We start from the raw sequence: 23506 nt of genomic DNA on the forward strand, positions 1-23506 counted from the left end.
TGATTTTATTGGGTGATGGCGTAGTAGCCAACGTTTGTTTGAACAAATCGGGCATGAAAGGTGCGGGCTCCATCCAGATTACAATCGCGTGGGGTCTTGCGGTTCTGGTTCCGGCGTGCATCTTCGGTGCTGCCTGCGGCGCACATATGAACCCTGCCGTCAGCATTGCAATGGCAATTGCAGGCAATTTTGACTGGGCGTTGGTTCCCGGCTACATTGCTGCACAGATGCTGGGCGCATTCTTCGGCGCTATCGTTGTCTACCTGTTCTTCAAAGACCAGTTTGACGCAACGGAAGACGGCAGAACAAAGCTCGGTTGCTTTGCTACTGCACCGGCAGTTGACCACAAAATTGTTAACGTGTTCTGCGAAGCAGTTGGCACATTCGTACTGGTATTCGCACTGCTCGGCTTTGGCAACGTAGCAGGCGCAGCGGCATCAGGCGTTGGTAACCTTTACACCTTCGGCATCATTACCTCCATTGGTATGTCGCTGGGCGGAACCACCGGCTACGCCATCAACCCCGCACGCGACCTCGGTCCCCGTATTGCGCATGCAGTTATCCCTATGAAGAACAAGGGCGACTCCAACTGGCAGTACTCTTGGGTTCCTGTTATTGGGCCAATCATCGGCGGCGCACTGGCTGCTGTAGCTTTTGGTCTGGTATTCTAAACAGTAGAACAGTATCGAATAGGGCAAGAAGCGGAGCTGTTTCAGTTCCGCTTCTATTCAAAAGAAAAACTTGGATAATAATCTGACAATCGAGAAAGGGCGAGGTAATATGCTCGATGTATTAGTGATTGGCGGCGGTGTGATTGGCTGCTCCATTGCAAGAGAACTGGCGAGATATGACCTGAATATTATGGTTTTGGAAAAAACAGATGATGTCTGCAATGGGCAGAGCAAGGCCAATACCGCCATTGTACATGGCGGATACGATGCAACACCGGGAACGCTAAAGGCGAAATTTAATGTGCTGGGCAACCGGATGATGGAGAATATTTGCACAGAGCTGGGAGTGCCGTTTCAGAGCAACCAATCGCTGGTGGTCTCTTTTTCAGAGGATGGCAGACCGAAGCTGCAAAAGCTGCTGGAGCAGGGGGTTGCCAATGGGGTTTCAGGGCTTTATCTCATTGAACAGGACGAGCTGAGAAAGCGTGAGCCAAGCATTGGAAAAGACGCCTATGAGGCTTTGGTGGTGGAAACAGGAGGCATCGTCTGCCCCTATGAGCTTACTGTGGGCTATGCCGAAAACGCAGCACAAAATGGGGCTGTGTTCCGCCGTGGTACCGAGGTTACAGGGGTTGCAAAAAATGATAACGGGTTTAAAGTTTCCACAACTGCGGGGGTGTTTTGTGCAAAAGCGGTGGTAAACGCGGCAGGTTTATATTCCGATGCGATCAACAACATGGTGTCGGAAAATAAGTTTACCATTCACCCGCGGCGCGGTGAGTACTACATTGTGGATAAAACTTACGCCGGAAAATTCAACTCTGCTATTTTTCAGCTGCCCACTGAAATGGGCAAAGGGATTTTGATTGCACCGACGGTGGACGGTACACTCCTCATCGGCCCCACCGCGGAGGATATTGAAAACAAGGACGACACCCGTTCCACCCGCGAAGGGCTTGATAAAGCGCTGCGCGTGGGCTCGCTCACTTGGGAGAACATTCCCAATCGCAGCTTTATCACCACGTTTTCGGGTATTCGCGCGCACTGTGACCGCGACGATTTTGTAATCGGCGAAGCGGATGATGTTCCGCTGTTCTTCAACGCACTGGGAATCGAATCTCCGGGGCTTACCTCCGCACCCGCCATCGCCTTGCACCTTGCACAGGAGATTGCACACAAACTTGGCGCAGAGCAAAAGCCATTTTTCAATCCCATCCGCAAACCCATACCAAAGTTTAGGGAGATGACCAACGCTCAGCGTGCTGCTGCTATCTGCTCCAACCCCGATTATGCAAAGATCATCTGCCGCTGCGAAACCATCACCGAGGCGGAGATTCGCGAATCCATCCGCCGCCCTGTGGGTGCACGCACGCTTGACGGTGTAAAACGGCGTACGAGAGCAGGTATGGGGCGGTGTCAGGCGGGTTTCTGTACTTCCCTGGTGGTGGACATCCTTTGCGACGAGCTGGGCATATCACCGCTTGAGGCAAGCAAATTCGGCGGAAACTCCTATCTGCTTGACCATATGCTGTTTGAGAAAGAAGGTGCCCGTTGTGACTGATATTGATGTCCTCATCATCGGCGGAGGCCCCGCAGGGCTTGCAGCCGCGATAGAAGCTTATGAAAACGGGTGCCGCAGCCTTTTGCTGCTCGAGCGCGAGGGCAGCCTCGGCGGAATTTTAAAGCAGTGCATTCACAATGGGTTTGGGCTGCATATGTTCGGTGAGGAGCTTACAGGGCCGGAATATGCAGACCGATACATCAAAAAGCTGATCAACTACGGCATTCCCTATCAGTGCGACACGATGGTGATTGATATTACACCGCAAAAATGTGTTACTGCGGTCAGCCGTTCCTCGGGATTACAGCAATTTCGGGCTAAGGCAATCGTTTTGGCTATGGGATGCAGGGAGCGTCCACGTGGCGCTCTGGGGATTCCGGGATGGCGCTGTGCAGGCATTTACACCGCGGGCACGGCACAAAAATTTGTGAATATGAAAGGGCTTATGCCCGGCAAACGGGTTGTGGTTTTGGGTTCGGGCGACATCGGGCTGATTATGGCACGCCGCATGACCTTTATGGGGGCTAAGGTGGAGGCCTGCGTCGAGCTTATGCCATACTCGTCGGGGCTTAAACGCAATATCGTGCAGTGTCTGGATGATTACGACATCCCCCTGCTGCTCAGCCATACGGTGATCGATATCAAGGGTAAAGAGCACCTTGAGGGCGTAACGGTTGCGGCGGTTGACCCCCAAACGCTAAAACCAATTGCGGGCACAGAACAGGATTTCGCATGCGATACGCTGCTGCTTTCCGTAGGGCTAATACCCGAAAACGAGCTTTCCGGCATGGCAGGGGTAGAGCTTTCCGGCGCGACAAGCGGGGCGATCGTAGATGAAACGTTAGAAACCTCGGTCAGCGGAATCTTCTCGTGCGGCAATGTGTTGCATGTGCATGATCTGGTCGACTTTGTGTCGGAAGAAGCACAAAAAGCGGGGCGCAACGCCTATCAATATACAGCGTCGCAAGGCGCTTGCGAAAAAACAGAACTGCTTGAAATCGTAGACGGATTTGGCGTGAGCGGCACCGTGCCGCAGCTGATCCATAAGGAAACCAAAGAAGACCTTATGCTGATGTTCCGCCCCAAAGCCATCTACCAAAAGAGCCGCGTCTGCATTGATGTGGGTGAGAAAAATGTATTGTCCAAGTCTGTCCGCATTCTGGCTCCGGGTGAGATGGTAAGCGTTAAGTTTAAACCGGAATATCTGGCACATGCGGCACAGGGCGACAAGATCACCGTACGGGTGGAGGTGGCAAAATGAAAATGGAGCTGACATGCATCGGCTGCCCCAAGGGGTGTCGCATCAGCGCAGAGGTTATAGACGGCGAAATCCTCTCTATCACCGGTTGGGAGTGCAAAATCGGTGAGAAATACGCACGGGAGGAGCTTACCCTGCCTACCCGCATGGTCACCTCACTGGTTAAGGTGAATGGAAGAGAGCTGCCACTCTCGGTAAAGACTGCACGCCCCATCGATAAAAGCAGGGTGTTTGACAGCCTGCAGGAGATTGCACAGGTGCGCATGACCCCGCCGGTATACATTGGGGATGTGATTGTACCAAACGTGTGCAGCACCGGGGTTGATGTGATAGCAACCAAAGAGATTTGGTAGCTGCCGATAAATTTTTATTTGGAGGAATTGATATGAAAAAACTGCTTAACAATATTGCAAATGCAGAAACCGAAATGCTGGATGGACTATGCAAGGCGTACCCCCGATATCTGCGGAGAGCTAAGGGAACAGGCGTGGTTGTGCGTGTTGAGAAAAAGACCGATAAGGTTGCGCTCATCAGCGGCGGAGGCAGCGGGCACGAGCCGGCACACGGCGGATATGTGGGCTGCGGAATGCTGGACGCCGCCGTGGCGGGCGCTGTATTCACCTCACCTACCCCCGACCAGATTTATGAGGGTATTAAGGCAATCGGAACCGAGCAGGGCGTGCTGATGATTATAAAAAACTACACCGGTGATGTGATGAACTTCGAAATGGCAAGTGAACTTGCCCAAATGGACGGTATCCCGGTGGACTATGTAGTGGTAAACGACGACGTTGCCGTAAAAGACAGCCTTTACACCACAGGGCGGCGCGGTGTGGCAGGTACCGTACTGGTTCATAAAATTGCGGGTGCGAAAGCCGAACAAGGTGCTTCGCTCGAGGAGGTAAAAGCCGCCGCGCAAAAGGCAATCGATAACGTACGCACAATGGGTATGGCCATTACCCCATGTATTGTTCCCGCAGCAGGAAAGCCTGGCTTTGAGCTCGGCGAAGATGAAATGGAAATCGGCATCGGTATCCACGGTGAGCCCGGTACACACCGTGAGCCGCTGAAGAGCGCGGATGAAATCGTAGATCATCTGCTGGAAAAGATTCTGGCGGATATCGACTACAGCGGCAAAGAGGTTGCGGTACTGGTAAACGGAGCGGGCGGAACCCCCTTGATGGAGCTTCTCGTCATCAACAACCGTGTGCACGATGTCCTTATGGAAAAGGGTATTTCAATCTACAAAACACTCGTGGGCAACTACATGACTTCGATTGAGATGTCGGGGTTCTCACTCTCTTTACTGCGGCTGGACGAAGAACTCAAAGAGCTGCTTGATGCTCCGGCCGATACACCTGCCTACCACTGACCGGGGGAATTATTATGACAGATGCAAAGAAACTTATTTCGGTGATGGAAGCGATTGCACAGGCTGTAAGCGAAAACAAGGAGCTTCTAACCGAGCTCGACAGCGCAATCGGTGACAGCGACCATGGCATTAATTTAGACCGCGGCTTTCAGGCGGTAGCCGGAAAACTGCGCACACTCGAAAGCAGCGACGTTGGCAGCATACTGCAAACCGTTGGCATGACACTCATCTCCACGGTAGGGGGCGCGTCAGGGCCGCTTTACGGCACCGCCTTTTTAAAGGCGGCGGCGGTGGCCAAGAACCAGCCAGGCATCGAGGCTCAAAGCTTTATCGAAATGCTGGGTGCTGCCATTGACGGAATCCGGTACCGCGGAAAATCTCAGCGCGGCGAAAAGACAATGCTGGATGCACTGATTCCCGCTTATGAGGCACTGACCGAGGAATACACCCAAAGTAAGAATTTTGCGGCAGCAATGCAAAAAGCAGTGGCAGCTGCAGAAGAGGGCGTGGAGTATACCAAACAGATTATTGCCACTAAGGGCAGAGCCAGTTACCTTGGCGAGCGTAGCCTTGGTCACCAAGACCCCGGTGCAACATCGGCAACGCTTTTGCTGCAAACCATTCAAAATTCAGTAGTGGGGGGCGTGTAAATGGTAGGGCTTGTAATTGTATCGCACAGCGAAAAGCTTGCACAGGGTGTAGCTGAACTAGCGCATGAAATGGCGAAAGAAACCCCCATAGCCGTGGCGGGCGGCATGCCCGACGGCAGCCTTGGAACCAGTTTTGAGCGGGTTTACGAGGCTATAAAATCGGTGTACAGTGAAGATGGCGTGCTGATCCTACTGGATATGGGCAGTGCTGTAATGACCGCGGAAATGGCGATAGAAAAGCACGGCGGTAACATTCGAATTGCAGACAGCCCCCTTGTGGAGGGTGCGGTTCTGGCGGCAATTCAGTCCTCTATCGGTTGCCCAATTTCGCAGGTGGAACTTGCCGCGCTTCTAAGCAGAAGGGAAGACAAATTGTAATCCCATTTAAAAGGGCACAAAAAAGCACAGGATACTTGCTGTATCCTGTGCTTTTCTATGATGCTTAAAAAATAAATGATTTTATTTTACGATTTCACCGTAAAACTCGCCGAACGTAGCCGCAGCGTTCGCTTCATCGGTATCAATGTGCATGGCAGGCGCAAATTTGGGGGATACTCTCACAACAACGTCGCCAAAGGTAAGTGCTCTATCAGCACCTTCACATTTTACACAGACAATCTCCTTATCCTCTACGCCAAATTCGGCCGCAGCTTCCGGAGTGAGGTGAATGTGGCGCTTAGCAACGATAACGCCCTCAGTAAGGGTAACCTCACCGCAGGGGCCAACCAGCTTACAGCCTGCACTGCCTGCAACATCGCCGGATTCTCTGACAGGGGCGGTAAGACCGAGGGTTCTTGCATCGGAGTAAGAAACCTCAACCTGAGTGGCGGGACGTGTGGGGCCGAGAATCGAAACATTGGGGATAGTCTTCTTCGGGCCTACGATATCAAGTCTCTCCACACAGGCGTATTGACCGGGCTGAGACAAATCTTTTTTCGGTGTGAGTTTGGCGCCTTTGCCAAATAGGGTTTCCAGGTCTGCTTCGGCCACATGGATGTGACGTGCAGAGGTTTCAATCAGAATTTTTTTAGACATAAGTAAGTCCCTCCATAATATCTTTTTCGCACAAAGCAATTTCTTGTCAAATGTGCTGAACTCTACCCTTCATTATACAAAAAGAACCCCTGCTCCGCAAGGGAAATCAATGAGAATATTGTAAACTCTTGCAAACCTATCGGAATTACTTTTAAATTATGATATAATTGTAGTGCGAAAGAAGTAAAAAAGATGAAAGGTTGTGGCAGAAAATGCTGAATTCATGGGAGACACTGCGTGAAACGGCTATGCAATGTGAAAAATGCGAGCTTTGCAAAACCAGAACCAATGTGGTGTTTGGCGTTGGTGTGCCGCACGCAAAAATTATGCTGATTGGCGAAGGGCCTGGTGAAAATGAGGATTTGCAGGGCGAACCGTTTGTTGGGCGCGGGGGCCAGTTGCTCGATAAAATGCTCAAAGCGGCGGATCTTTCCCGCGACAAGAACATTTACATTGCCAATATGGTAAAGTGCCGCCCGCCGCAAAACCGCGACCCAAAGCCGGAAGAAACCGAAGCCTGCATTGGCTATTTGCGCAATCAGGTGGCTCTGATTAAGCCTAAAATCATCGTGTGCCTTGGCAGGGTGAGTGCAATGAAGATCATCAGCCCGAGTTTCAAGGTGACGAAAGAGCACGGGCTGTGGTTTGAAAGAAACGGTGTGCTGATGATGGGAACATTCCACCCCGCCGCACTGCTGCGCAACCCCAACAACAAGCCCGGTGGGCTGGACGATTTACTTAAGGTAAAAGCCAAGGCGATGGAGCTTTGCCCTGAAATTTTTGAGTAATCAATATAAAAAAAGAGCGGACTCTAAACTGAACCGCTCCATGGAAAATAGACAGTAAAATAACCCACACCAGCAGTGTACAGACCAATAGCTTACCTTGTATTTTCGTTGCAAACTATGTACACTACACCCTTCTTTGTACTCCCGCCTAATCTGCTCTTTGAAGCTTTCTGTATAGTGTTTCATCCCTTTTCTTCCTGACATGTTAAAGACCTCCTATCGTATTTCTATTCTACGATTGGAGGTCTTTTTATTCAATGTCCATTTTTCTTGGTGCTAAGCAAAACAGAGTCCGCTCTTTTTTTATGCAATTTATTATCCGATTCCGCCGTATACAATGCCTAAAATAAACACTGCCGCGGCAAGAATGATGTACACATATTTTGCGAAGAATGCAAACACCTTGCCAATGGGCTTTTTGCGCCCAAGGTTTAACTCCGCGCCAATCTTTTCGATGCCAAGCACCCAAAAGATCATTACAGCACCGAGCAGTGCGCCAAACGGCACCACATAGATTGTAATGGCGTCCATCCATGCGCCCATATAAGGTTCATATTCAATGAAAATCCCCACTGCAAACACCAAAGCACCTACCAGCAAAACTGCAGGGGTACGGGTGAGCTTCAGTTTTTTTTGTGCGGCTTCCGCGCACACCTCAAACATATTCACCAGTGAGGTTACACCGGCAAAAAGTACCGAAATAAAGAATAGTGTTGCAAACAGCCTGCCCATGGGCATCTGCGCGAATACCTTCGGCAGGGTAATAAACATCAGCGGCGGGCCTGCAGATGGGTCCATTCCAAACGCAAACACCGCAGGGATGATAGCAAAACCGGAGAGCAGTGCGGCACAGGTATCGAGCAATGCCGTCATACCCGCAGAATGGGGGATATCTTCCTTTTTGCTCAGGTAGCTGCCGTAGATAATCATGCCCGAGCCGGTAATCGAAAGCGAGAAAAAGGCTTGTCCCATTGCCATAATCCAGGTTTGCGGCTTCAGCAAAAAGTTCCAATCCGGTACAAGCAGGTAGCGGTAACCGTCCACCGCACCGGGTAGAAATGCCACACGAACCGCAAGGATAAGAAATAGAATAAAGAAGGTAGGCATCATAAATTTATTGACCTTCTCAATACCCTTGAGGACGCCGCCAAGCAGGATAAATACCGTAAGTGCCACTACTGCAAAATGCCATGGCACGCTGCCGAACGCACCGGTCATCTGTGAAAAATACTCTGCCGAATCGGTGGTGATGATCGAACCGGATACCGAGCCCCATACCGAGCGCAGCACCCAGCCTACGATAATGGCATATCCAATGGCGATGCCGAGACTGCCGAATAATGGAATAGAGCCCAAGAATGCTCCGCCTTTTTTGCCGCGTGTTTTCATTGCGTAGTCGTACGAACCGATCGGGCCGGTTCCGGTTAAACGCCCGAGACCGAATTCGCCCGAAAGCCCTACAATGCCAAACAAAACAACAAATAAAAAATATGGAATCAAAAATGCCGCACCGCCATAAGAGCCCAGGCGGTAAGGAAACATCCAAATGTTGCCCATACCCACGGCCGACCCGACAGACGCAAGAATAAAGCCAACTCTGCTGTTAAAGCTGCCGCTCTCCAGCGCTGGCTTTTGACGATCAGTATGCCCCATGCCTACACCTCAATCATTGTAATTATTCTGCTTCGATATTTGCTTTAAACCGTTACGGTTTAAAGCAAATACAGAATCTGTCTCTATTGTATATTAGTTTGAGTCTTTTAGCAAGCCATAGTTTATGGGGTTTGGGTGAACAGGGCAAGGCCCCTGAGTTGTTTTACCAGTTGCTCCAGGTTTTCAATTGTCTTTTCATCAAAAAAATGTTCGATTTGCTCCACTTGTTCAATTTCATCTTCCGTGTGGTTGACCAGGCATAAAAATTCGTGTAGCACCTCATGCCGATACAGCAAATAGTTTCCCAGTTTCCAACCCTTTTCGGTCAGTTTAATAATGCCGTAGGGTTCGGCATCCACATACCCCAGCTCCTTGAGGTTACTCACCATTTTTGATGCGGACGACGGTCGCACACCAAGCATAGAGGCGATGTGATTGATGCGTGCGTATCCATCCCGCTTGGCATAACGGCAAATCATCTCAAGATAATCCTCCATTGCATCGGTAATTTGGCGGTTGTTCTTAAGCTTGTATCCCTTGAGTGTACGATACTCATTGTTTTCCATGGTATCATCTCCAAAAAAGTTGTAGCACACAGGCAGTTGCCGGAATAAATTAGTACAGGGAAACAAAATTGCCCTATACTAAAATATTAACGGGAGACAACGATTATGAATGAAAATACATCGACTTTATATACGGTTCCTGAGGGAAAAACCGCAAAAGTGAATTATTTGCTTGCCACAGGCAGTATGCGCAGACGGCTGCAGGATATTGGGCTGATTGAGGGCACCGAGGTAGAGTGCCTGCAAAAAAGCCCGTCGGGTGACCCTGTTGCCTACTTAATCAGAGGTGCGGTCATCGCACTGAGATCGGAAGATTCGTCTAAAATCATGGTTACATGTAGCTAAATGTTTGGCAGGCAGAGCCTGCAGATAAGCAGGGTGAGGCAATAAAACGCAGTGCCTCGCCTGCTTATCAAGCTATATATTATTTTTAGAACTATTTATTGGAGGAAAAGAACAATGGGCTTAACAGCGGATTCAACCGGTATCAAGGCGGTGGACAACGGCCTTGTCATACAAAAGGAAGACCCTACAGATAAGGTGATTGCCCTTGCGGGAAACCCAAACGTAGGCAAATCAACGGTATTCAACGAACTCACCGGATTAAAGCAGCACACCGGTAACTGGCCGGGCAAAACCGTTACCAACGCACAGGGGCGGTATGTACATAAAGATGACGGCTATGTCATGGTGGATATTCCGGGTACTTACTCGCTGATGGCACACTCTGCAGAGGAAGAGGTCGCGCGCGACTTCATCTGCTTTGGCAACCCGGATGCGGTGATAGTGGTGTGTGACGCAACCTGCCTTGAACGCAATATGAATCTGGTGCTGCAAACCATCGAAATCATGTCAAACGTGGTGGTATGCGTCAACCTTATGGATGAGGCGAAGAAAAAAAACATACAAATTGATTTTAAACAACTGGAAGAAAATTTGGGAGTACCGGTGGTGGGAACCAGTGCGCGCAGCCGTAAGGGGCTTGATGCGCTGATGGACCGTGTTTCTGAACTTACCACAGGCAAAAAAACGGTTGCCCACGTTCACATTCGCTACAACCAACCCATAGAAGCGGCTATTGCACTGGTGGAGCCGGTGATTACCGAAAAGCTGAATGGGCGCCTAAACCCGCGCTGGGTAGCGCTTAAGCTGATTGATTATGATGAAACACTGGCAGGTACGCTTGCCGATTACCTCGGCTGCAGCCTACTGGATGACCCATTGGTGGTGCAAAAGATTGATGAAGCGCGGAAGCATCTTGCCGAAAACGGGCTGACTGAAGATAAACTGCGCGACAGCATTGTTTCTTGCATCGTACTTATGGCAGAGAGTGTCTGTGGTGATGCGGTTTGCTTTGAAAACTGTAATTACAATGCGCGCGACCGCAAGCTCGACCGTATCTTTACAAGCAAATGGACGGGAATCCCCGTTATGCTGATTCTATTGCTTGCGATCTTCTGGATTACGATTACGGGAGCCAATTATCCATCTCAGATGCTGTCCAATGGGCTGTTCTGGTTACAAGATCGGCTGACAGAATTTTTCGTGTGGCTGGGCACGCCGGAGTGGGTGCATGGTGCATTGGTACTGGGTGTTTACCGTGTTTTAGCATGGGTAGTGGCTGTTATGCTGCCGCCTATGGCAATTTTCTTTCCGCTGTTTACGCTGCTTGAAGATTCGGGTTACCTGCCGCGTGTGGCATTTAACCTCGATAAAAGCTTTAAAAAATGCTGTGCCTGCGGCAAACAAGCGCTTACAATGTGTATGGGGTTCGGGTGCAATGCGGCGGGAATTGTGGGGGCGCGCATCATCGATTCCCCACGCGAACGCCTTATCGCCATCATTACCAATAACTTTGTGCCCTGCAACGGGCGTTTTCCAACCCTGATTGCAATTATCACCATGTTCTTTGTGGGTACAGCAGGCGGGGTGGGGCGGTCGCTGCTTTCCACCCTGCTGCTCACAGGTGTAGTTGTACTGGGCGTACTGATGACCTTTATCATCTCGCGGCTGCTTTCACAAACCATTCTTAAGGGGATTCCTTCGTCATTCACGCTCGAGCTGCCGCCCTACCGACGCCCGCAAATTGGCAAGGTGATTGTGCGCTCTATTTTTGACCGAACCCTGTTTGTACTAGGGAGAGCGATTGCTGTTGCTGCACCCGCCGGTCTCATCATCTGGATTATGGCAAATGTTATGATCGGAGATGCAAGCCTGCTTTCACACTGCGCAAACTTTTTGGATCCGTTCGCGCGCCTGCTTGGGCTGGACGGTGTTATCTTAATGGCATTTATCCTCGGTTTTCCCGCGAATGAAATCGTCATTCCCATCATCATTATGGCGTATATGGCGACGGGCAGCATTTTGGAGCTCGACAACCTTTCCGAGCTGAAGGCACTGCTGGTAAACAATGGCTGGACGTGGCTTACCGCCGTATGTACTATGTTGTTTTCGTTAATGCACTGGCCCTGCTCGACCACCTGCCTGACCATTAAGAAAGAAACTCAGAGCCTGAAATGGACCGCGGTGTCATTTTTGGTACCCACAGTTACGGGAATTTTAGTTTGTTTTGTATTTGCCGGCACAATGCGCTTATTGGGGTTTGCATAGCAGCTTTTGTGTCAAACAAGGCCGTTTTCACATAGGATAAAGCGGAATGATACTAATATTTTGCAGGAGGAATTGTCTTATGGAAAACGGCAAATACGCGGTGGATTTCTTTTTAGGCGCAAACACACCGCAAGGCTTTGTTTCTAGATTCGACCAATTGGCAGACCCTGCCGACGGATGGCGTAAGTTCATCCTTAAAGGTGGGCCCGGCACGGGAAAAAGCGGACTTATGAAAAGGCTGGCAGCGGAGCTTTCACATCGCTGCAATCATCTGGAGCTGATCCACTGTGCATCTGATATAAATTCACTGGATGCGGTTATTGTTCCGGACATCAAAGCTTCTATCGCGGATGGTACCGCGCCACATGAGCGGGAGACAGATACACACAAGAAACCTGCCGGACAAATTAGCAGATTTCTAAATTGTTGTACATCACCAAAACAACGAAACATGTCGCAAACACGGTGTTACTTGTGGTATAATAAACGCAAAAGCGTTTATTATACTTGTTCTAATCCCCTTCGGCTCGCCGCTTACACGGCAACCGCCGAAGAAGGGCAATTATACCACAAACGCCGCGCGTTTGTGGTATAATAATTCGGTTGCGGTTATTATACTTTTAGTAACTGTCTTCGGTTTACCGCATGTACCGGGCAGAAAAAGCAAGATTGTTTTCGGAGGGTTCCATGAGCGTATTAAATGTAGAAAATGTAACGCACGGTTTTGGTGCGAGAAGAATTTTAGAAAATGCATCGTTTCGCCTGCTGAAAGGTGAGCATGTTGGGCTTGTCGGCGCAAACGGCGAAGGAAAATCCACGTTCCTTCATATCATTACCGGCCAGCTTATGCCGGATGAAGGCAAGGTGAGCTGGTGCAATCACATCACCACAGGCTACCTTGACCAGAGCAGTACCCTTACCAAGGGCAAAACGATTCGCGAGGTGCTGCGCGAGGCCTTTGCGCATATGTACCAAATGGAGCAGGAAATGCTGGGGATGTATGAGCGTATGTCCGACTGTACCGATGAGGAAATGGCACAGCTGATGGAGGACGTGGGTGAAATACAGGACATGCTTGAGCACGGCGGCTTTTATGTGCTGGATTCACGCATTGAGGAGTATGCCAACGGCTTGGGGCTGGGTGAAATCGGCCTGGACAGAGATGTGGGGGAGCTTAGCGGCGGGCAGAGAACCAAGGTACTGCTGACCAAGCTGCTGCTTGAAAACCCGATGATTCTGATTTTGGACGAGCCCACCAACTTTTTGGATGAAAACCATATTGCATGGCTGAAGAACTTTTTACAAAATTATGAGAATGCATTTATCCTTGTGTCGCACGATATCCCATTTCTTAACTCAGTGGTTAACGTAGTATACCATGTAGAGGATGCTGTTTTGACGCGCTACAAAGGTGATTACAACGACTTTATGGCGATGTATGAGCTGAAAAAGCGCCAGCTGGAGCAGGCGTATGAAAAGCAGCAGAAGGAAATTGCACACCTTGAAGACTTTATTGCCCGCAATAAAGCGCGGGTGGCCACCACCAACATGGCAAAGAGCCGCCAGAAAAAGCTCGATAAAATGGATGTCATTGAACTGGGCAGGGAGAGGATAAAACCCATTTTTGCGTTTACGCCGGCGCGCTCTACGGGCAGAATCGTCATACAAACCAAAGACCTTGTGCTCGGCTATGACGAGCCGCTCACTGCTCCGCTAAGCCTGCTGCTTGAAAAAGGGCAAAAGATTGCAATCAAGGGTGTCAACGGTTTGGGTAAATCAACCCTGCTCAAAACCCTGCTCGGCATACAACCGCCTATTTCCGGTACGGTGGAGATTGACCCCTATGTGGAAACCGGCTATTTTGAGCAGGAGCATGCGGCGGGCAGCCACACAGCTCTGGAAGAGATTTGGCGTGAGTACCCCGGCATGACCAATGCTCAGGTGCGCGGTGCGCTGGCGAAATGCGGGCTCACCACCGACCATATCGAGAGCCAGCTAAAGGTACTAAGCGGCGGTGAAAACGCCAAGGTGCGCCTGTGTAGGCTGATGCTGCAAAGCATAAACCTACTGGTGCTCGATGAACCCACGAATCACCTCGACACCGACGCGAAGGATGCGCTGAAATGCGCCGTGGCAGATTTTAAAGGCACAGTGCTGCTTGTAAGCCATGAGCCCGAGTTCTATTCGGGCGTGGCAACCGATGTATGGAACCTTGAGCAGTGGACAACGAAAGTGGTATAACAAAAAGGCAGAGATAGCTTCTCTGCCTTTTTTATTGTAAATAGCGTTATTAGATTACCTTGTTTACATTGTACATAGCCTGAAGCACCTGCCAGTTTTGCGGGAAATACGAGTTGATGTTCCAGTAGCTTACACCGGCGAGATTGTATTTATCTACAAGGCTTAACCGTGCCGCAATACTGCGTGCATCGTCAAACCACACAATATGCTGTTTCCCGTTATCATCGTAATAGGTAAAGAATGGCGCCTGTACGGTGGTGTCGTACTGAATCTGTGCACCCACACGCGACGCGAGGTTGACCGCCTCAAGGTTGGTGAGAATACGCGCGGCAGTGCCCTGCACAAACGGCAGTGTCCAGTCGTAGCCGTAGTTGGGCATGCCCATTAAAATTTTCTCACTGGGGATAACCGAGACCGCATATTGCAGCACGCGCTCTACCTGATCAATAGGGGCGACTGCCATAGCCGGCCCGTAGGTATACCCCCACTCGTAGGTCATGATGATCACATGGTCTACAATTTCGCCATGTGCCGCGTAGTCATGCGCCTCGTACAGCACGCCCTGCTGTGTGGCACTTAGCTTGGGAGCAACGGCGGTGGTGACAATGTATCCCAATTCATGCAGCCGTTTGGTAATCTTACGTAAGAATTGATTGTATGCCTCGCGGTCTTCGGGGAGCACATACTCGAAATCAATATCCAGCCCGAAGTAATTCTTTTCATTAAGTACTTTAATGATATTCTCAATCATTACGTTTTGTACTTTCTCATCGTTTAATATGGTATGTGCAATGCCGCTGTCAAACTTGCCTCCCTCTTTGATGTTGGTGATAACCATCATCGGTGCAACCCTTGCCTCCAAAGCCCTTGCAATAATCGTTTCATCCGGTATGGAGATAAGACTGCCATCGGGTTTTACCTGATAGCTGAAAATGCTAATGTAAGTGAGGTTGGGCAGGGTGGCCTGCAAAACGCTGTTTTCAATATCCGGCAACGCGTAACCGTTCACATCCATATTGCCCAGCTTTTGAGAAGGAAGGGGAATGATGATAATCTGCCCGAGGTAAATACGGTTAGGGTCGGTAATGTCCGGGTTCGCCGCAAGAATTTTCTCAACCGTAGTACCGTAGCTTTGTGCGATGGAATAAAGCGATTGCCCAAGCGTTACAACATGGCTCGAACTTTCTGCCGGAAGAACAAGAGACTGCCCAATCATCAAGCGTTGTACATCTTGCAGCTGGTTGAGAGCAATAATTTGCTGTGGTGATACCCCAAACTGCCGTGAAATCGAATAAACGCTGTCACCCGGCCGTATTGTGTATATAACCAAATAAATCACACCTTTATACAAAATTTTTCTTTACCATGATATGAAATGTACTGGGCAGACGTTACCAAAAATAAAGTACAACCCGTTGCACATAGAAATAGATCAGAGGCTTTTTCTGATTTATTTCTATGTGCTTTTATTCATTAGGGGGTACTTTTATGAAGCAGTCAAAGATTATCGTTCTCGAAACCTTTCATTCCAAAAATGAACAGGAGCGAAAACAGCTGCTGCAAAAAAAACTGGACCGATATCTCAAAAACAAGCTTAAATCATCGCAGAGCCGATAATGTTTTTTGGAGGGGTAGTGCATGCTAGCCGCCGTTTATTGCCGTTTAAGCAAAGAGGATACCGCTCTGTTGGGATGCGAAGAAGTGGTACAGGAGAGTGAGAGCATCCAAAACCAAAGAGCACTGCTCACCGAGTATGCTGCCGAACAGGGGTGGCAAATCTATGATATCTACTGCGACGAAGACTACTCGGGAATCGATCGGGAGCGCCCTGCGTTTTGCCGCTTGCTTGCCGATGCCGAGCAGCGCAGGTTTGATGTTATCCTCTGTAAAACCCAGTCGCGTTTTACCCGCGATATGGAGCTGGTGGAGCACTACATTCACAACCGCTTTGTGGTGTGGGGAATCCGCTTTGTTGCGGTGGTGGATAACATTGACACCGACGTACAGGGGAATAAGAAAGCCCGCCAAATCAACGGGCTCATCAACGAATGGTATCTTGAAGATTTGTCAGAGAACATCAAGGCGGTATTTCGCCATAAACGCAATACGGGGCAATACATCGGCGGCTTTCCTGTTTATGGTTATCAAAAATCGTCTACCGATAAAAACAGGTTGATGATTGACGAACAAGCAGCTGAGGTGGTTCGCAAAGTGTTTTCACTTTATCTTGCGGGGAACGGCAAACAGCAAATTGCGTCCATGCTGAATGCGTGGGGCGTACCCAACCCCACAAAATATAAGCAAAGCAAGGGCTGGAACTATGTGAACGGCGCGCAGCGCAGTGATTTGGGGCTGTGGAGCAAAACCTCGGTGGGACGCATCCTCAAAAACCAAATGTATACCGGTGACCTGGTGCAGGGCACGCGCAAAAAAATCAGCTATAAGTCGAAGAATTTGGTTACGGTTCCTAAAGAGGATTGGGTTATCGTGCCGGATACTCACGAAGCAATCATTGACCGCGAAACATTTTCGGCGGTTGCGGCTTTGCTCGGTGAGCGCACCCGAAGCGACGGCAGCGGTAGCGTGCATTTGCTTGCGGGCAAGGTGCGGTGTATGGATTGCGGCAGCAGTATGCTCAAGGTGACAAACGGTGCTGCGGGCAGCGAGCGTTGCTACCTACGGTGTAAGCTGTATGCGACCGACAAAAGCCGCTGCTCCAACCATTCCATCCGGCTGGACCGACTGGAGAAACTGGTGAGCGAACAGCTGCAACGCTACATACAGCTTGGTTATGTGCCAAATTACAGTAAGCTGCTGGAAGATGCCGATGAGGGAGATAAACACAGAGCAAGCCTGCAAAAGCAGATCAGCATTCTGCAAGTTGAGGCGCGGCGCCGCGACAAGGCCCTGCAAGACCTGTACCTTGATAAATCGGCGGGGGTGATTGGGGCAGAGCAGTTTACACAGCTCAGCAAAGCTTACCTTACGGAAAAGGCGAAGCTACAAGAACAGCAGCAACTGCTTATAGAAGAAGCAGATAAGGCAGAGGATAAGACCGATAAAACCGTTTTGTGCACAAGAGTACAGAGTTGGCTTTGTTTTGATACAGCCCCGCGGGAGCTGGTTGTCGACTGTATTGATACCATTGAGATTGGAGCACGCGACCCGCAGACGAATGAACAGTACATCCGAATCAACTGGCTGCTTTAAAAGACGGGGCGAAAATGCACAGAATGGATAGATAATCGTGTAAAAAAAGGTGCTTTCTCTGCCGTAAAGCCGGGAAAGCACCAAAGAAGAGGAGAAGTATACTATTTTGTTGAGGAGATAACTTTTTCGGCAAAGGTATTGTTTACAATTTTATCATGCGGGGCAGTTTGAGTCAGTTCGCCTGCCTCCGTCATTACCTTTTGCAAAAGATCAAATGATTCCGGTGTCAGTACGGGGGTACTGTTCCAAGCATTAATATCTTTGTAGCGCTGGATAACGGTTTCGAGCAGTGCCGCATCCGTATCAGGGAACGAGGGGGCAACAACCTTTGCAATCTCTTTTGCGCTGTGCTGCTCTACCCACTGCTGACCTTTGTAAATTGCGCGAGTAAAGCGCTCAATTAGGCCGGCATTTTTTTCAATATAACTTTTTTTTGCAAAATAAGCGGTATAGGGGAGTTCACCGCATTCTTTACCGATGGAAGCTACTATGTAGCCCTTGCCCTCAGCTTCCAGCATAGAGGCGGTGGGTTCAAACAATGTTACATAATCCCCGGTACCGCTGGTAAATGCGCCTGCCATCAGCGCAAACTGAATGCTGTTATCAAGCGTGGTGTCTTTTTGGGGGTCTAAACCGTTTTTACGGATGACATACTCCAATGCCATATACGGAACACCGCCCTTGCGCCCGGGGAGCACTACTTTTTCGCGGAGTTTATCCCATGTGAAATTCGGGTCGGGTTCGCGTGCCACAAGAAAAGAACCGTCGCGCTGTGTCAGTTGTGCAAATACTTGTGTGTGGTCTTCTTTACCCTCGTTGTAAACATAAATCGAAGCCTCCGGCCCTGCAAAACCGATATCGATGTTATTCGATAATACAGCGGACATTACCTTATCCGCACCCTGACCGTTGGAAAGCTCAATCTCGATGCCCTCCTCTGCAAAGAAGCCTAAGTTGATTGCAGCGTACTGAGGTGCGTAAAAGATAGAATGGGTTACCTCGCATACCGTTACTTTATCCTTTGTTCCTTTCTTCGCACAGCCTGCAAACAGGGTAAGCAGCAGTACAAGACACATTGCAGCAGAAATAATTTTCGACCATTTTCTCATAGTCATTGCCCCTTTCAAAAATTGTATTGTTTTAGAGCTTCACTGAAAACAAAAACAGCGTAAATAGGCAGAGGTAGGTGTTTTCAGAATGCCCCTAGTGGCTATACCATTTCATGACAAGCCTTTGCAGCATTACCACTGCTTCATACATCAGTGCTGCAACCGCAGAAAGAATAATAACACTTGCCATAACCAGGTCAAGCTTAAATACCTGCCCGCCGTAAACAATTAAGTAGCCCAAACCAGCCTTTGATACCAAAAATTCACCTGCAATAACACCCACCAAAGAAAGACCAATGTTGATTTTTAGCGAATTGAACAGTGTGGAGATGTTATAGGGAAAAACAATTTTGGTAAAGATCTGGCTTTTCGTGGCGCCAAAGGTGGCGGCCATTTTCATGTACTCCTTATCGGTATTTCGAAACCCGTTGAGCATCTCCAGCACGGTAACGATAAGTGAAATAGCAAGCGCCATAAAGATGATAGCCTCGGTGCCCGCGCCGACAAGAATGATGATAACAGGGCCAAGCGCGATCTTTGGCAGGCTGTTCAGCACAACCAGATACGGCTCGCTGACCTTTGAAATAAAGTTGCTCCACCAAAGAATTACGGCGAGCAGCGTGCCCAGAATAACGCCGAGTACAAAGCCCACCAGCGTTTCGTACACCGTCACACCAACATGCATCAGTAAATCGTTTTGCGCCATATTAATGTAGGTTTGCAATATTCGCGAAGGTTGGCTTAAAATAAAGCTGTCTATAATGCCTAGCCTTGCTGTAATCTCCCAAACAGCAAGGAATAAAACCAAAATGCCAATCTGGCAGAAAAGAATGATTCGTTTTCGTTGTTTTTTTCTTTTTAAATATTGAATGCGTTCTTGCGAAGTCTGTAAATTATTCATTCATCCCCAGTTCTTTCCATACATGATCAAAATATTTGCCAAATTTAGGGCTGTTTCTGCAGGATAAAGGAGTTCGGTTGCTGTCTTCAAAATTAATTTCCAGTATCTCCTTAATTTCTGCAGGTCTGGCGGTGAGTATCATAATCCGGTCACCCATGCTGATGCTTTCGGGAATATCATGGGTTACCATAATGGTTGTGACCTGCTCCTGCTTTAAAATGCGGTAAACGTCATCGGTTACATTCAATCTGGTTTGATAATCCAAAGCGGAAAAAGCCTCGTCTAAAAGCAAAAGATCCGGGTTAATTGCCAGAGTTCGAATCAGCGCGACTCTCTGTCTCATTCCGCCGGACAGCTGTGAGGGGTATTTATCCTTAAATTCATATAAACCATAGGTTTTTAAAAGCTGAGTTGCCCGCTGCACATTTTCAGGGGTCATTCTATGCCGTACTTCCAGCCCGAACATCACATTGCTGTAGATGGTTCGCCAATCCAGAAGATTATCCTTTTGCAGCATATAACCGATGTGTGTTGAAACCCCCGTCACTTTTTCGCCGTTTACAAAAACCTGACCGGCTGTTGGTTTAAGCAGCCCTGCAATAATCGAAAGCAGGGTGGATTTTCCACAGCCGCTGGGCCCGACAATGCTAATGAATTCACCTTTTTTCATTGAAAAGCTGATGTTTTTTAGTGCCGTTATCTCTCCGTTTTCTGCTTGGTATTTTTCTTCTATATCCTGTACTCTAAGTACGTCCAACAGTATCACCTCTTCATTCACTAATTCCTTTTGCAAGATCTTGCTGACGGCTCTTTGCTGTAGCTGAAAGATGTGTAAACTCTTACGCCAAAGCGGCAGAGCACCTTTTACAATTATAGTATGTGGATACACTTTTATTGGTGAAACCACAAAGAGCCTTCCTACTTAATATATGCCGCACTGCATGGGGGTGCTTCTGCTTAAATCATAGCTTTTCATTTATTTGCATCCCCCTAAAGGGTGATGATTCGCACCACAACTTTATGAGCAGATTTGCTGCTGGGGCATAAAATAATATCGGATACTAGTATCCATTATTTTTTAGGGGGTACAAAATGCGTAATAAATTTGATTTAGCGATGAACGTTAGAAAATGTGCAAACTGCGTAGAATATAATCCGTATTTCAAAATTTTCCGTGATTTGCAGCTTAACGACGCTAAGGATATTGCAGATAAAACAGAATTAAGATATGATGCGGGCGTAAAGTATGACAAAGGTGCAAAATACGATATGGGCTCAGAATACGATGCAAGCGCAAAATATGATATGGATTCAGAATACGATACAGATGCCAGTACAGAGAAAGCAGCAAAATCCAATATTTTTGAGCCAAGCATATTGGATATCATGAGTCTCTTTGGCGAAAAAGGTATGTTACCGAATCAGGGACTATCCACTTTAGTAAATTTTTTTGACACAATAGAAAAAATAATGAAAACGGATGATACGGTAGCAGAGGAAAATATAGATTTAGCCGATATTCTAAACGAAATGTACCATAAAGAGGCACCCCAAACTACAACAACACCGGAAGATCAAAAACTGTTGGATGGCAAGCAGGTGCCCGTTGCCCGTGCATACCCTCGAGCAGGCGAAATTATTATAAACGGTGGAATGGAACAGTTTTATGGTAATGTGCCAATCGGCTGGACAACAACCACTCCTTTGGCGGTAGAAAAGAAAACCAGCCAGGGTCGTGTTCATTCGGGAAACTCATCGGTTAATCTTGGGAATGGTGCTCATCTGGTTCAAACGTTTGAGGATGTAGCCGGCGGTAATTTCTATGAACTGTCGTTTTATGCTCACGGAGAGGGAGAGCAAGCCGGTCTCAAAGCATTCGTTATTTATGAAACCGATGTTGGAGACGTTCTCGGCGGCTGCCTCACCGTCAGAAAACAGGATATGATAAGCGGCAGCCGAAATTTTGGGTATTATAGAGTGCTTACAAGTGCAACTCCGAATAACATCAAACGGCTTAAGCTTCAATTTGTGGTTTCTTCCAATGAGGATCATTCCGTAGATTTGGATGATGTGTCGTTTAAAATGTTGTAACAGCAGGAAGAGCAAAAAAGAGAGCTGCCCTAGAGGGAAGGGAACAGCTCTCTTTTGCTAACAGGGGTATCAGTTGTAAGCTTCTTGATTTTACGGGTTCTGAAAACAGGTTAACGCCAACATGCAACTGGTAAAGCTGGCACTGTAATGTTGTTTATGAACTCCTGCCCCATGTCATCGAGCCTAAATATCCGGGGGCGTTTGAAACAACAGTCTGCCTCAGCGATTGCTGGGACGAAGACGCGCTGCAGGCGGAGCGTGCGCGGATTATGGAGCTTTCTACGCAGAATTTGCGCTGCCATGAGCGCTGCTGTCGTTTTCTTGCCGCTGCGGGTTCGCTGCTCAACGACAGCTACCGTATCACGGCAGAATATGTGGACGCAGGCAAAATTGCACGATATGCAACCCGTTTGGCTGGTAAAGAGTTTCGTAAACGCAAAGAGGGCAGGGGAAATGAGGCCATACGCTTCCTGAGTGCAGTGACGGCGCAGGGGATTACTTCCTACACAAACACCCCTAAGGTGCTGTGTGAGCGTATCTACCTTGTAGAGGACGATTATGGAGCAGTGTCGCGGCTGCTGATGAACGCGATTCGTTCTCATGCATTGGCAGCAGGGCTGAATATTATATCCTGCTACTGCATTTCTTCGCCTTTTGAAAAGCTGGAGCATATTCTTATCCCCGAAATCGGTGTAGGCTTTTTAACGGCCAATCGCTACCATCCGTTTGATATCGATTGCTTCCGCCGCATTCACGCTAAACGTTTTATGAACGCCGAAGGGCTGCGGAGCAAAAAGCAACGGCTTTCGTTTAACCGCAAAGCAATTGGTGAACTGCTTGGTGAAGCCAGCCGGCTGCTTGCCGAGGCAAAAGATATCCACGACGAGCTTGAAACCTGTTATACCGTACATATGGACTTTGACAAGGTAAATGAAAAATCAGCTCGAATTATTGAAACCTTTGTCAGTATGTGCAAGCCTAAAAAATAGAGCAAAAGCCCTCACAGATACAATAATCCGTGAGGGCTTTTGATTGCGGAATCAGCGGCAAAGTTTTTTTCCTTTTTCCGTTAATTTTACTTCACCGCGTTTTATTGCAGGGGTATCAAATAAAAAGCCGGACTTGCTTTTACCATCCTCCACCATGCTACACAGCAAAGCGTAAATTGCACTGTCTGCGTAGATTTTATAGTCGGAGGCAGCGGTTACAACCAGTGCATAATCAATTGCAATCAGTTTTTCCTCGGCGAGATGCTGCAATGCAGCACCACGCGCCTTTACAAGCTCCATCAAGTCGGCAACATCGGTAATCCATACATAGTTCAGCGCGGTGGAGGCAATATCACGCTCTTTAGAATTTCTCAGTTCAAATCGTGCTATCGGCAACCTGCCTTCTGCCTTCAAGGTGTCTAAAAGTTGCTGTTCCAGATCAGTCATAAAATTTATCTCACTTTCTATAGTTCAATGTTTTGTATACTGTTCCAGTTTATCATACCGTACTTCATTCCGCAATTGTCTTATTTACAGAATTTGGATGAATTCGCTAAAATGTTAATTATTTTCTATTGCTTTTTTATAGAGGCGTGTTAAAATCGAATTCGTAAAGACGCAATAAAAAAGAGACTTTCGGTTACGGAATAAGAAAGAATAGGTATCGTTGCCAATAATTTGTGTTGTTTACGTTTATTTATTACCTATGTAAATTTTTTCTAACAATATTTTGTAGTAATTTTTAAGATTGATTCGTTATAGTAGATGGCGGACGTAAAAAAGATACAGGCAGGAGGCTAA

24 protein-coding genes are annotated in these 23506 nt (G+C 48.3%); 16 read left to right on the forward strand and 8 right to left on the reverse strand.

Translation table 11 applies throughout. The features are described 5' to 3' along the window. Positions 1-2: 2 nt before the first annotated feature. From RTV33_RS10950 to dhaM, 7 genes are all read left to right on the forward strand, one after another. Complete coding sequence (locus RTV33_RS10950) at positions 3-671, forward strand: MIP/aquaporin family protein (RefSeq protein WP_312644222.1); 669 nt, start codon at positions 3-5, stop codon at positions 669-671. Between the two features lie 109 nt (positions 672-780). Then, positions 781-2232, forward strand: coding sequence for an NAD(P)/FAD-dependent oxidoreductase (locus RTV33_RS10955; protein WP_312644224.1), 1452 nt, complete (start codon positions 781-783; stop codon positions 2230-2232). Continuing rightward, the gene (locus RTV33_RS10960) at positions 2225-3493 is read left to right on the forward strand and encodes an FAD-dependent oxidoreductase (protein WP_312644226.1); all 1269 of its coding nucleotides are present in this window, start codon (positions 2225-2227) and stop codon (positions 3491-3493) included. The genes RTV33_RS10955 and RTV33_RS10960 overlap by 8 nt, the downstream gene beginning before the upstream one ends. Next, on the forward strand, positions 3490-3843 hold the full coding sequence (locus tag RTV33_RS10965; protein WP_312644228.1) for a DUF1667 domain-containing protein: 354 nt from the start codon (positions 3490-3492) through the stop codon (positions 3841-3843). Before RTV33_RS10960 ends, RTV33_RS10965 begins: the two co-directional genes overlap by 4 nt. A 32-nt stretch (positions 3844-3875) precedes the next feature. Then, the gene (dhaK, locus tag RTV33_RS10970) at positions 3876-4862 is read left to right on the forward strand and encodes a dihydroxyacetone kinase subunit DhaK (protein WP_312644230.1); all 987 of its coding nucleotides are present in this window, start codon (positions 3876-3878) and stop codon (positions 4860-4862) included. Between the two features lie 14 nt (positions 4863-4876). Further along, positions 4877-5512: a dihydroxyacetone kinase subunit DhaL gene (gene dhaL / locus RTV33_RS10975; protein ID WP_312644232.1), complete on the forward strand. Its 636-nt coding sequence runs from the start codon at positions 4877-4879 to the stop codon at positions 5510-5512. After that, positions 5513-5890 carry a dihydroxyacetone kinase phosphoryl donor subunit DhaM gene (gene dhaM, locus RTV33_RS10980; RefSeq protein WP_312644233.1) on the forward strand — a complete coding sequence of 126 codons (378 nt, stop codon included), beginning with the start codon at positions 5513-5515 and terminating at the stop codon, positions 5888-5890. A gap of 81 nt (positions 5891-5971) precedes the next feature. Here dhaM and pduL read toward each other — a convergent pair whose 3' ends face one another. Then, positions 5972-6547, reverse strand: a complete 576-nt coding sequence (pduL, locus tag RTV33_RS10985; RefSeq protein WP_312644235.1) for a phosphate propanoyltransferase — start codon at positions 6545-6547, stop codon at positions 5972-5974. Positions 6548-6759: 212 nt separating this feature from the next. On the opposite strand from pduL, the gene RTV33_RS10990 reads away from it, so the two are divergent. Continuing rightward, a complete protein-coding gene (locus tag RTV33_RS10990; protein ID WP_312644237.1) occupies positions 6760-7335 on the forward strand; it encodes a uracil-DNA glycosylase in 576 nt (191 codons plus the stop codon). A gap of 315 nt (positions 7336-7650) precedes the next feature. Here RTV33_RS10990 and RTV33_RS10995 read toward each other — a convergent pair whose 3' ends face one another. Continuing rightward, the gene (locus tag RTV33_RS10995; RefSeq protein WP_312644238.1) at positions 7651-8988 is read right to left on the reverse strand and encodes a sodium-dependent transporter; all 1338 of its coding nucleotides are present in this window, start codon (positions 8986-8988) and stop codon (positions 7651-7653) included. A gap of 122 nt (positions 8989-9110) precedes the next feature. After that, on the reverse strand, positions 9111-9554 hold the full coding sequence (locus tag RTV33_RS11000) for an iron dependent repressor, metal binding and dimerization domain protein (RefSeq protein ID WP_312644239.1): 444 nt from the start codon (positions 9552-9554) through the stop codon (positions 9111-9113). 105 nt (positions 9555-9659) lie between these two features. On the opposite strand from RTV33_RS11000, the gene RTV33_RS11005 reads away from it, so the two are divergent. The 4 genes from RTV33_RS11005 to RTV33_RS11020 all read left to right on the forward strand — a co-directional run bounded on the left by RTV33_RS11005 (position 9660) and on the right by RTV33_RS11020 (position 14405). Further along, complete coding sequence (locus RTV33_RS11005; protein WP_312644241.1) at positions 9660-9899, forward strand: FeoA family protein; 240 nt, start codon at positions 9660-9662, stop codon at positions 9897-9899. A 114-nt stretch (positions 9900-10013) separates the two neighbouring features. Continuing rightward, on the forward strand, positions 10014-12164 hold the full coding sequence (gene feoB / locus RTV33_RS11010) for a ferrous iron transport protein B (protein WP_312644243.1): 2151 nt from the start codon (positions 10014-10016) through the stop codon (positions 12162-12164). 79 nt (positions 12165-12243) lie between these two features. Then, a complete protein-coding gene (locus RTV33_RS11015; protein WP_312644245.1) occupies positions 12244-12759 on the forward strand; it encodes a hypothetical protein in 516 nt (171 codons plus the stop codon). Between the two features lie 92 nt (positions 12760-12851). Further along, positions 12852-14405 (forward strand): ABC-F family ATP-binding cassette domain-containing protein, encoded by a 1554-nt coding sequence (locus RTV33_RS11020; RefSeq protein ID WP_312644247.1) that lies wholly within the window; start codon positions 12852-12854, stop codon positions 14403-14405. A 49-nt stretch (positions 14406-14454) separates the two neighbouring features. Here RTV33_RS11020 and RTV33_RS11025 read toward each other — a convergent pair whose 3' ends face one another. After that, complete coding sequence (locus tag RTV33_RS11025; RefSeq protein WP_312644249.1) at positions 14455-15735, reverse strand: glycosyl hydrolase family 18 protein; 1281 nt, start codon at positions 15733-15735, stop codon at positions 14455-14457. A gap of 158 nt (positions 15736-15893) precedes the next feature. Between RTV33_RS11025 and RTV33_RS11030 the strand changes: the two genes are divergently transcribed. Further along, positions 15894-16022 (forward strand): hypothetical protein, encoded by a 129-nt coding sequence (locus RTV33_RS11030; protein WP_312644251.1) that lies wholly within the window; start codon positions 15894-15896, stop codon positions 16020-16022. 21 nt (positions 16023-16043) lie between these two features. Further along, entirely contained in the window at positions 16044-17615 is a 1572-nt protein-coding gene (locus RTV33_RS11035; RefSeq protein ID WP_312644253.1) for a recombinase family protein, read from the forward strand. Positions 17616-17716: 101 nt separating this feature from the next. On the opposite strand, the gene RTV33_RS11040 is transcribed toward RTV33_RS11035, so the two are convergent. The 3 genes from RTV33_RS11040 to RTV33_RS11050 all read right to left on the reverse strand — a co-directional run bounded on the left by RTV33_RS11040 (position 17717) and on the right by RTV33_RS11050 (position 20382). Next, the gene (locus RTV33_RS11040) at positions 17717-18724 is read right to left on the reverse strand and encodes an ABC transporter substrate-binding protein (protein WP_312644255.1); all 1008 of its coding nucleotides are present in this window, start codon (positions 18722-18724) and stop codon (positions 17717-17719) included. Between the two features lie 94 nt (positions 18725-18818). Next, entirely contained in the window at positions 18819-19625 is an 807-nt protein-coding gene (locus RTV33_RS11045; RefSeq protein ID WP_312644257.1) for an ABC transporter permease, read from the reverse strand. Further along, complete coding sequence (locus RTV33_RS11050) at positions 19618-20382, reverse strand: ABC transporter ATP-binding protein (RefSeq protein WP_396327374.1); 765 nt, start codon at positions 20380-20382, stop codon at positions 19618-19620. Before RTV33_RS11050 ends, RTV33_RS11045 begins: the two co-directional genes overlap by 8 nt. Before the next feature lie 335 nt (positions 20383-20717). On the opposite strand from RTV33_RS11050, the gene RTV33_RS11055 reads away from it, so the two are divergent. After that, a complete protein-coding gene (locus RTV33_RS11055; protein WP_312644259.1) occupies positions 20718-21716 on the forward strand; it encodes a hypothetical protein in 999 nt (332 codons plus the stop codon). A 269-nt stretch (positions 21717-21985) separates the two neighbouring features. After that, entirely contained in the window at positions 21986-22705 is a 720-nt protein-coding gene (locus RTV33_RS11060; RefSeq protein ID WP_312644261.1) for a hypothetical protein, read from the forward strand. Positions 22706-22756: 51 nt separating this feature from the next. Here RTV33_RS11060 and RTV33_RS11065 read toward each other — a convergent pair whose 3' ends face one another. Next, positions 22757-23152 carry a hypothetical protein gene (locus tag RTV33_RS11065; RefSeq protein ID WP_312644263.1) on the reverse strand — a complete coding sequence of 132 codons (396 nt, stop codon included), beginning with the start codon at positions 23150-23152 and terminating at the stop codon, positions 22757-22759. Positions 23153-23506: the final 354 nt, after the last annotated feature.

The organism is Hydrogenoanaerobacterium sp. (assembly GCF_032017025.1).
Lineage (GTDB): Bacteria > Bacillota > Clostridia > Oscillospirales > Ruminococcaceae > Hydrogenoanaerobacterium.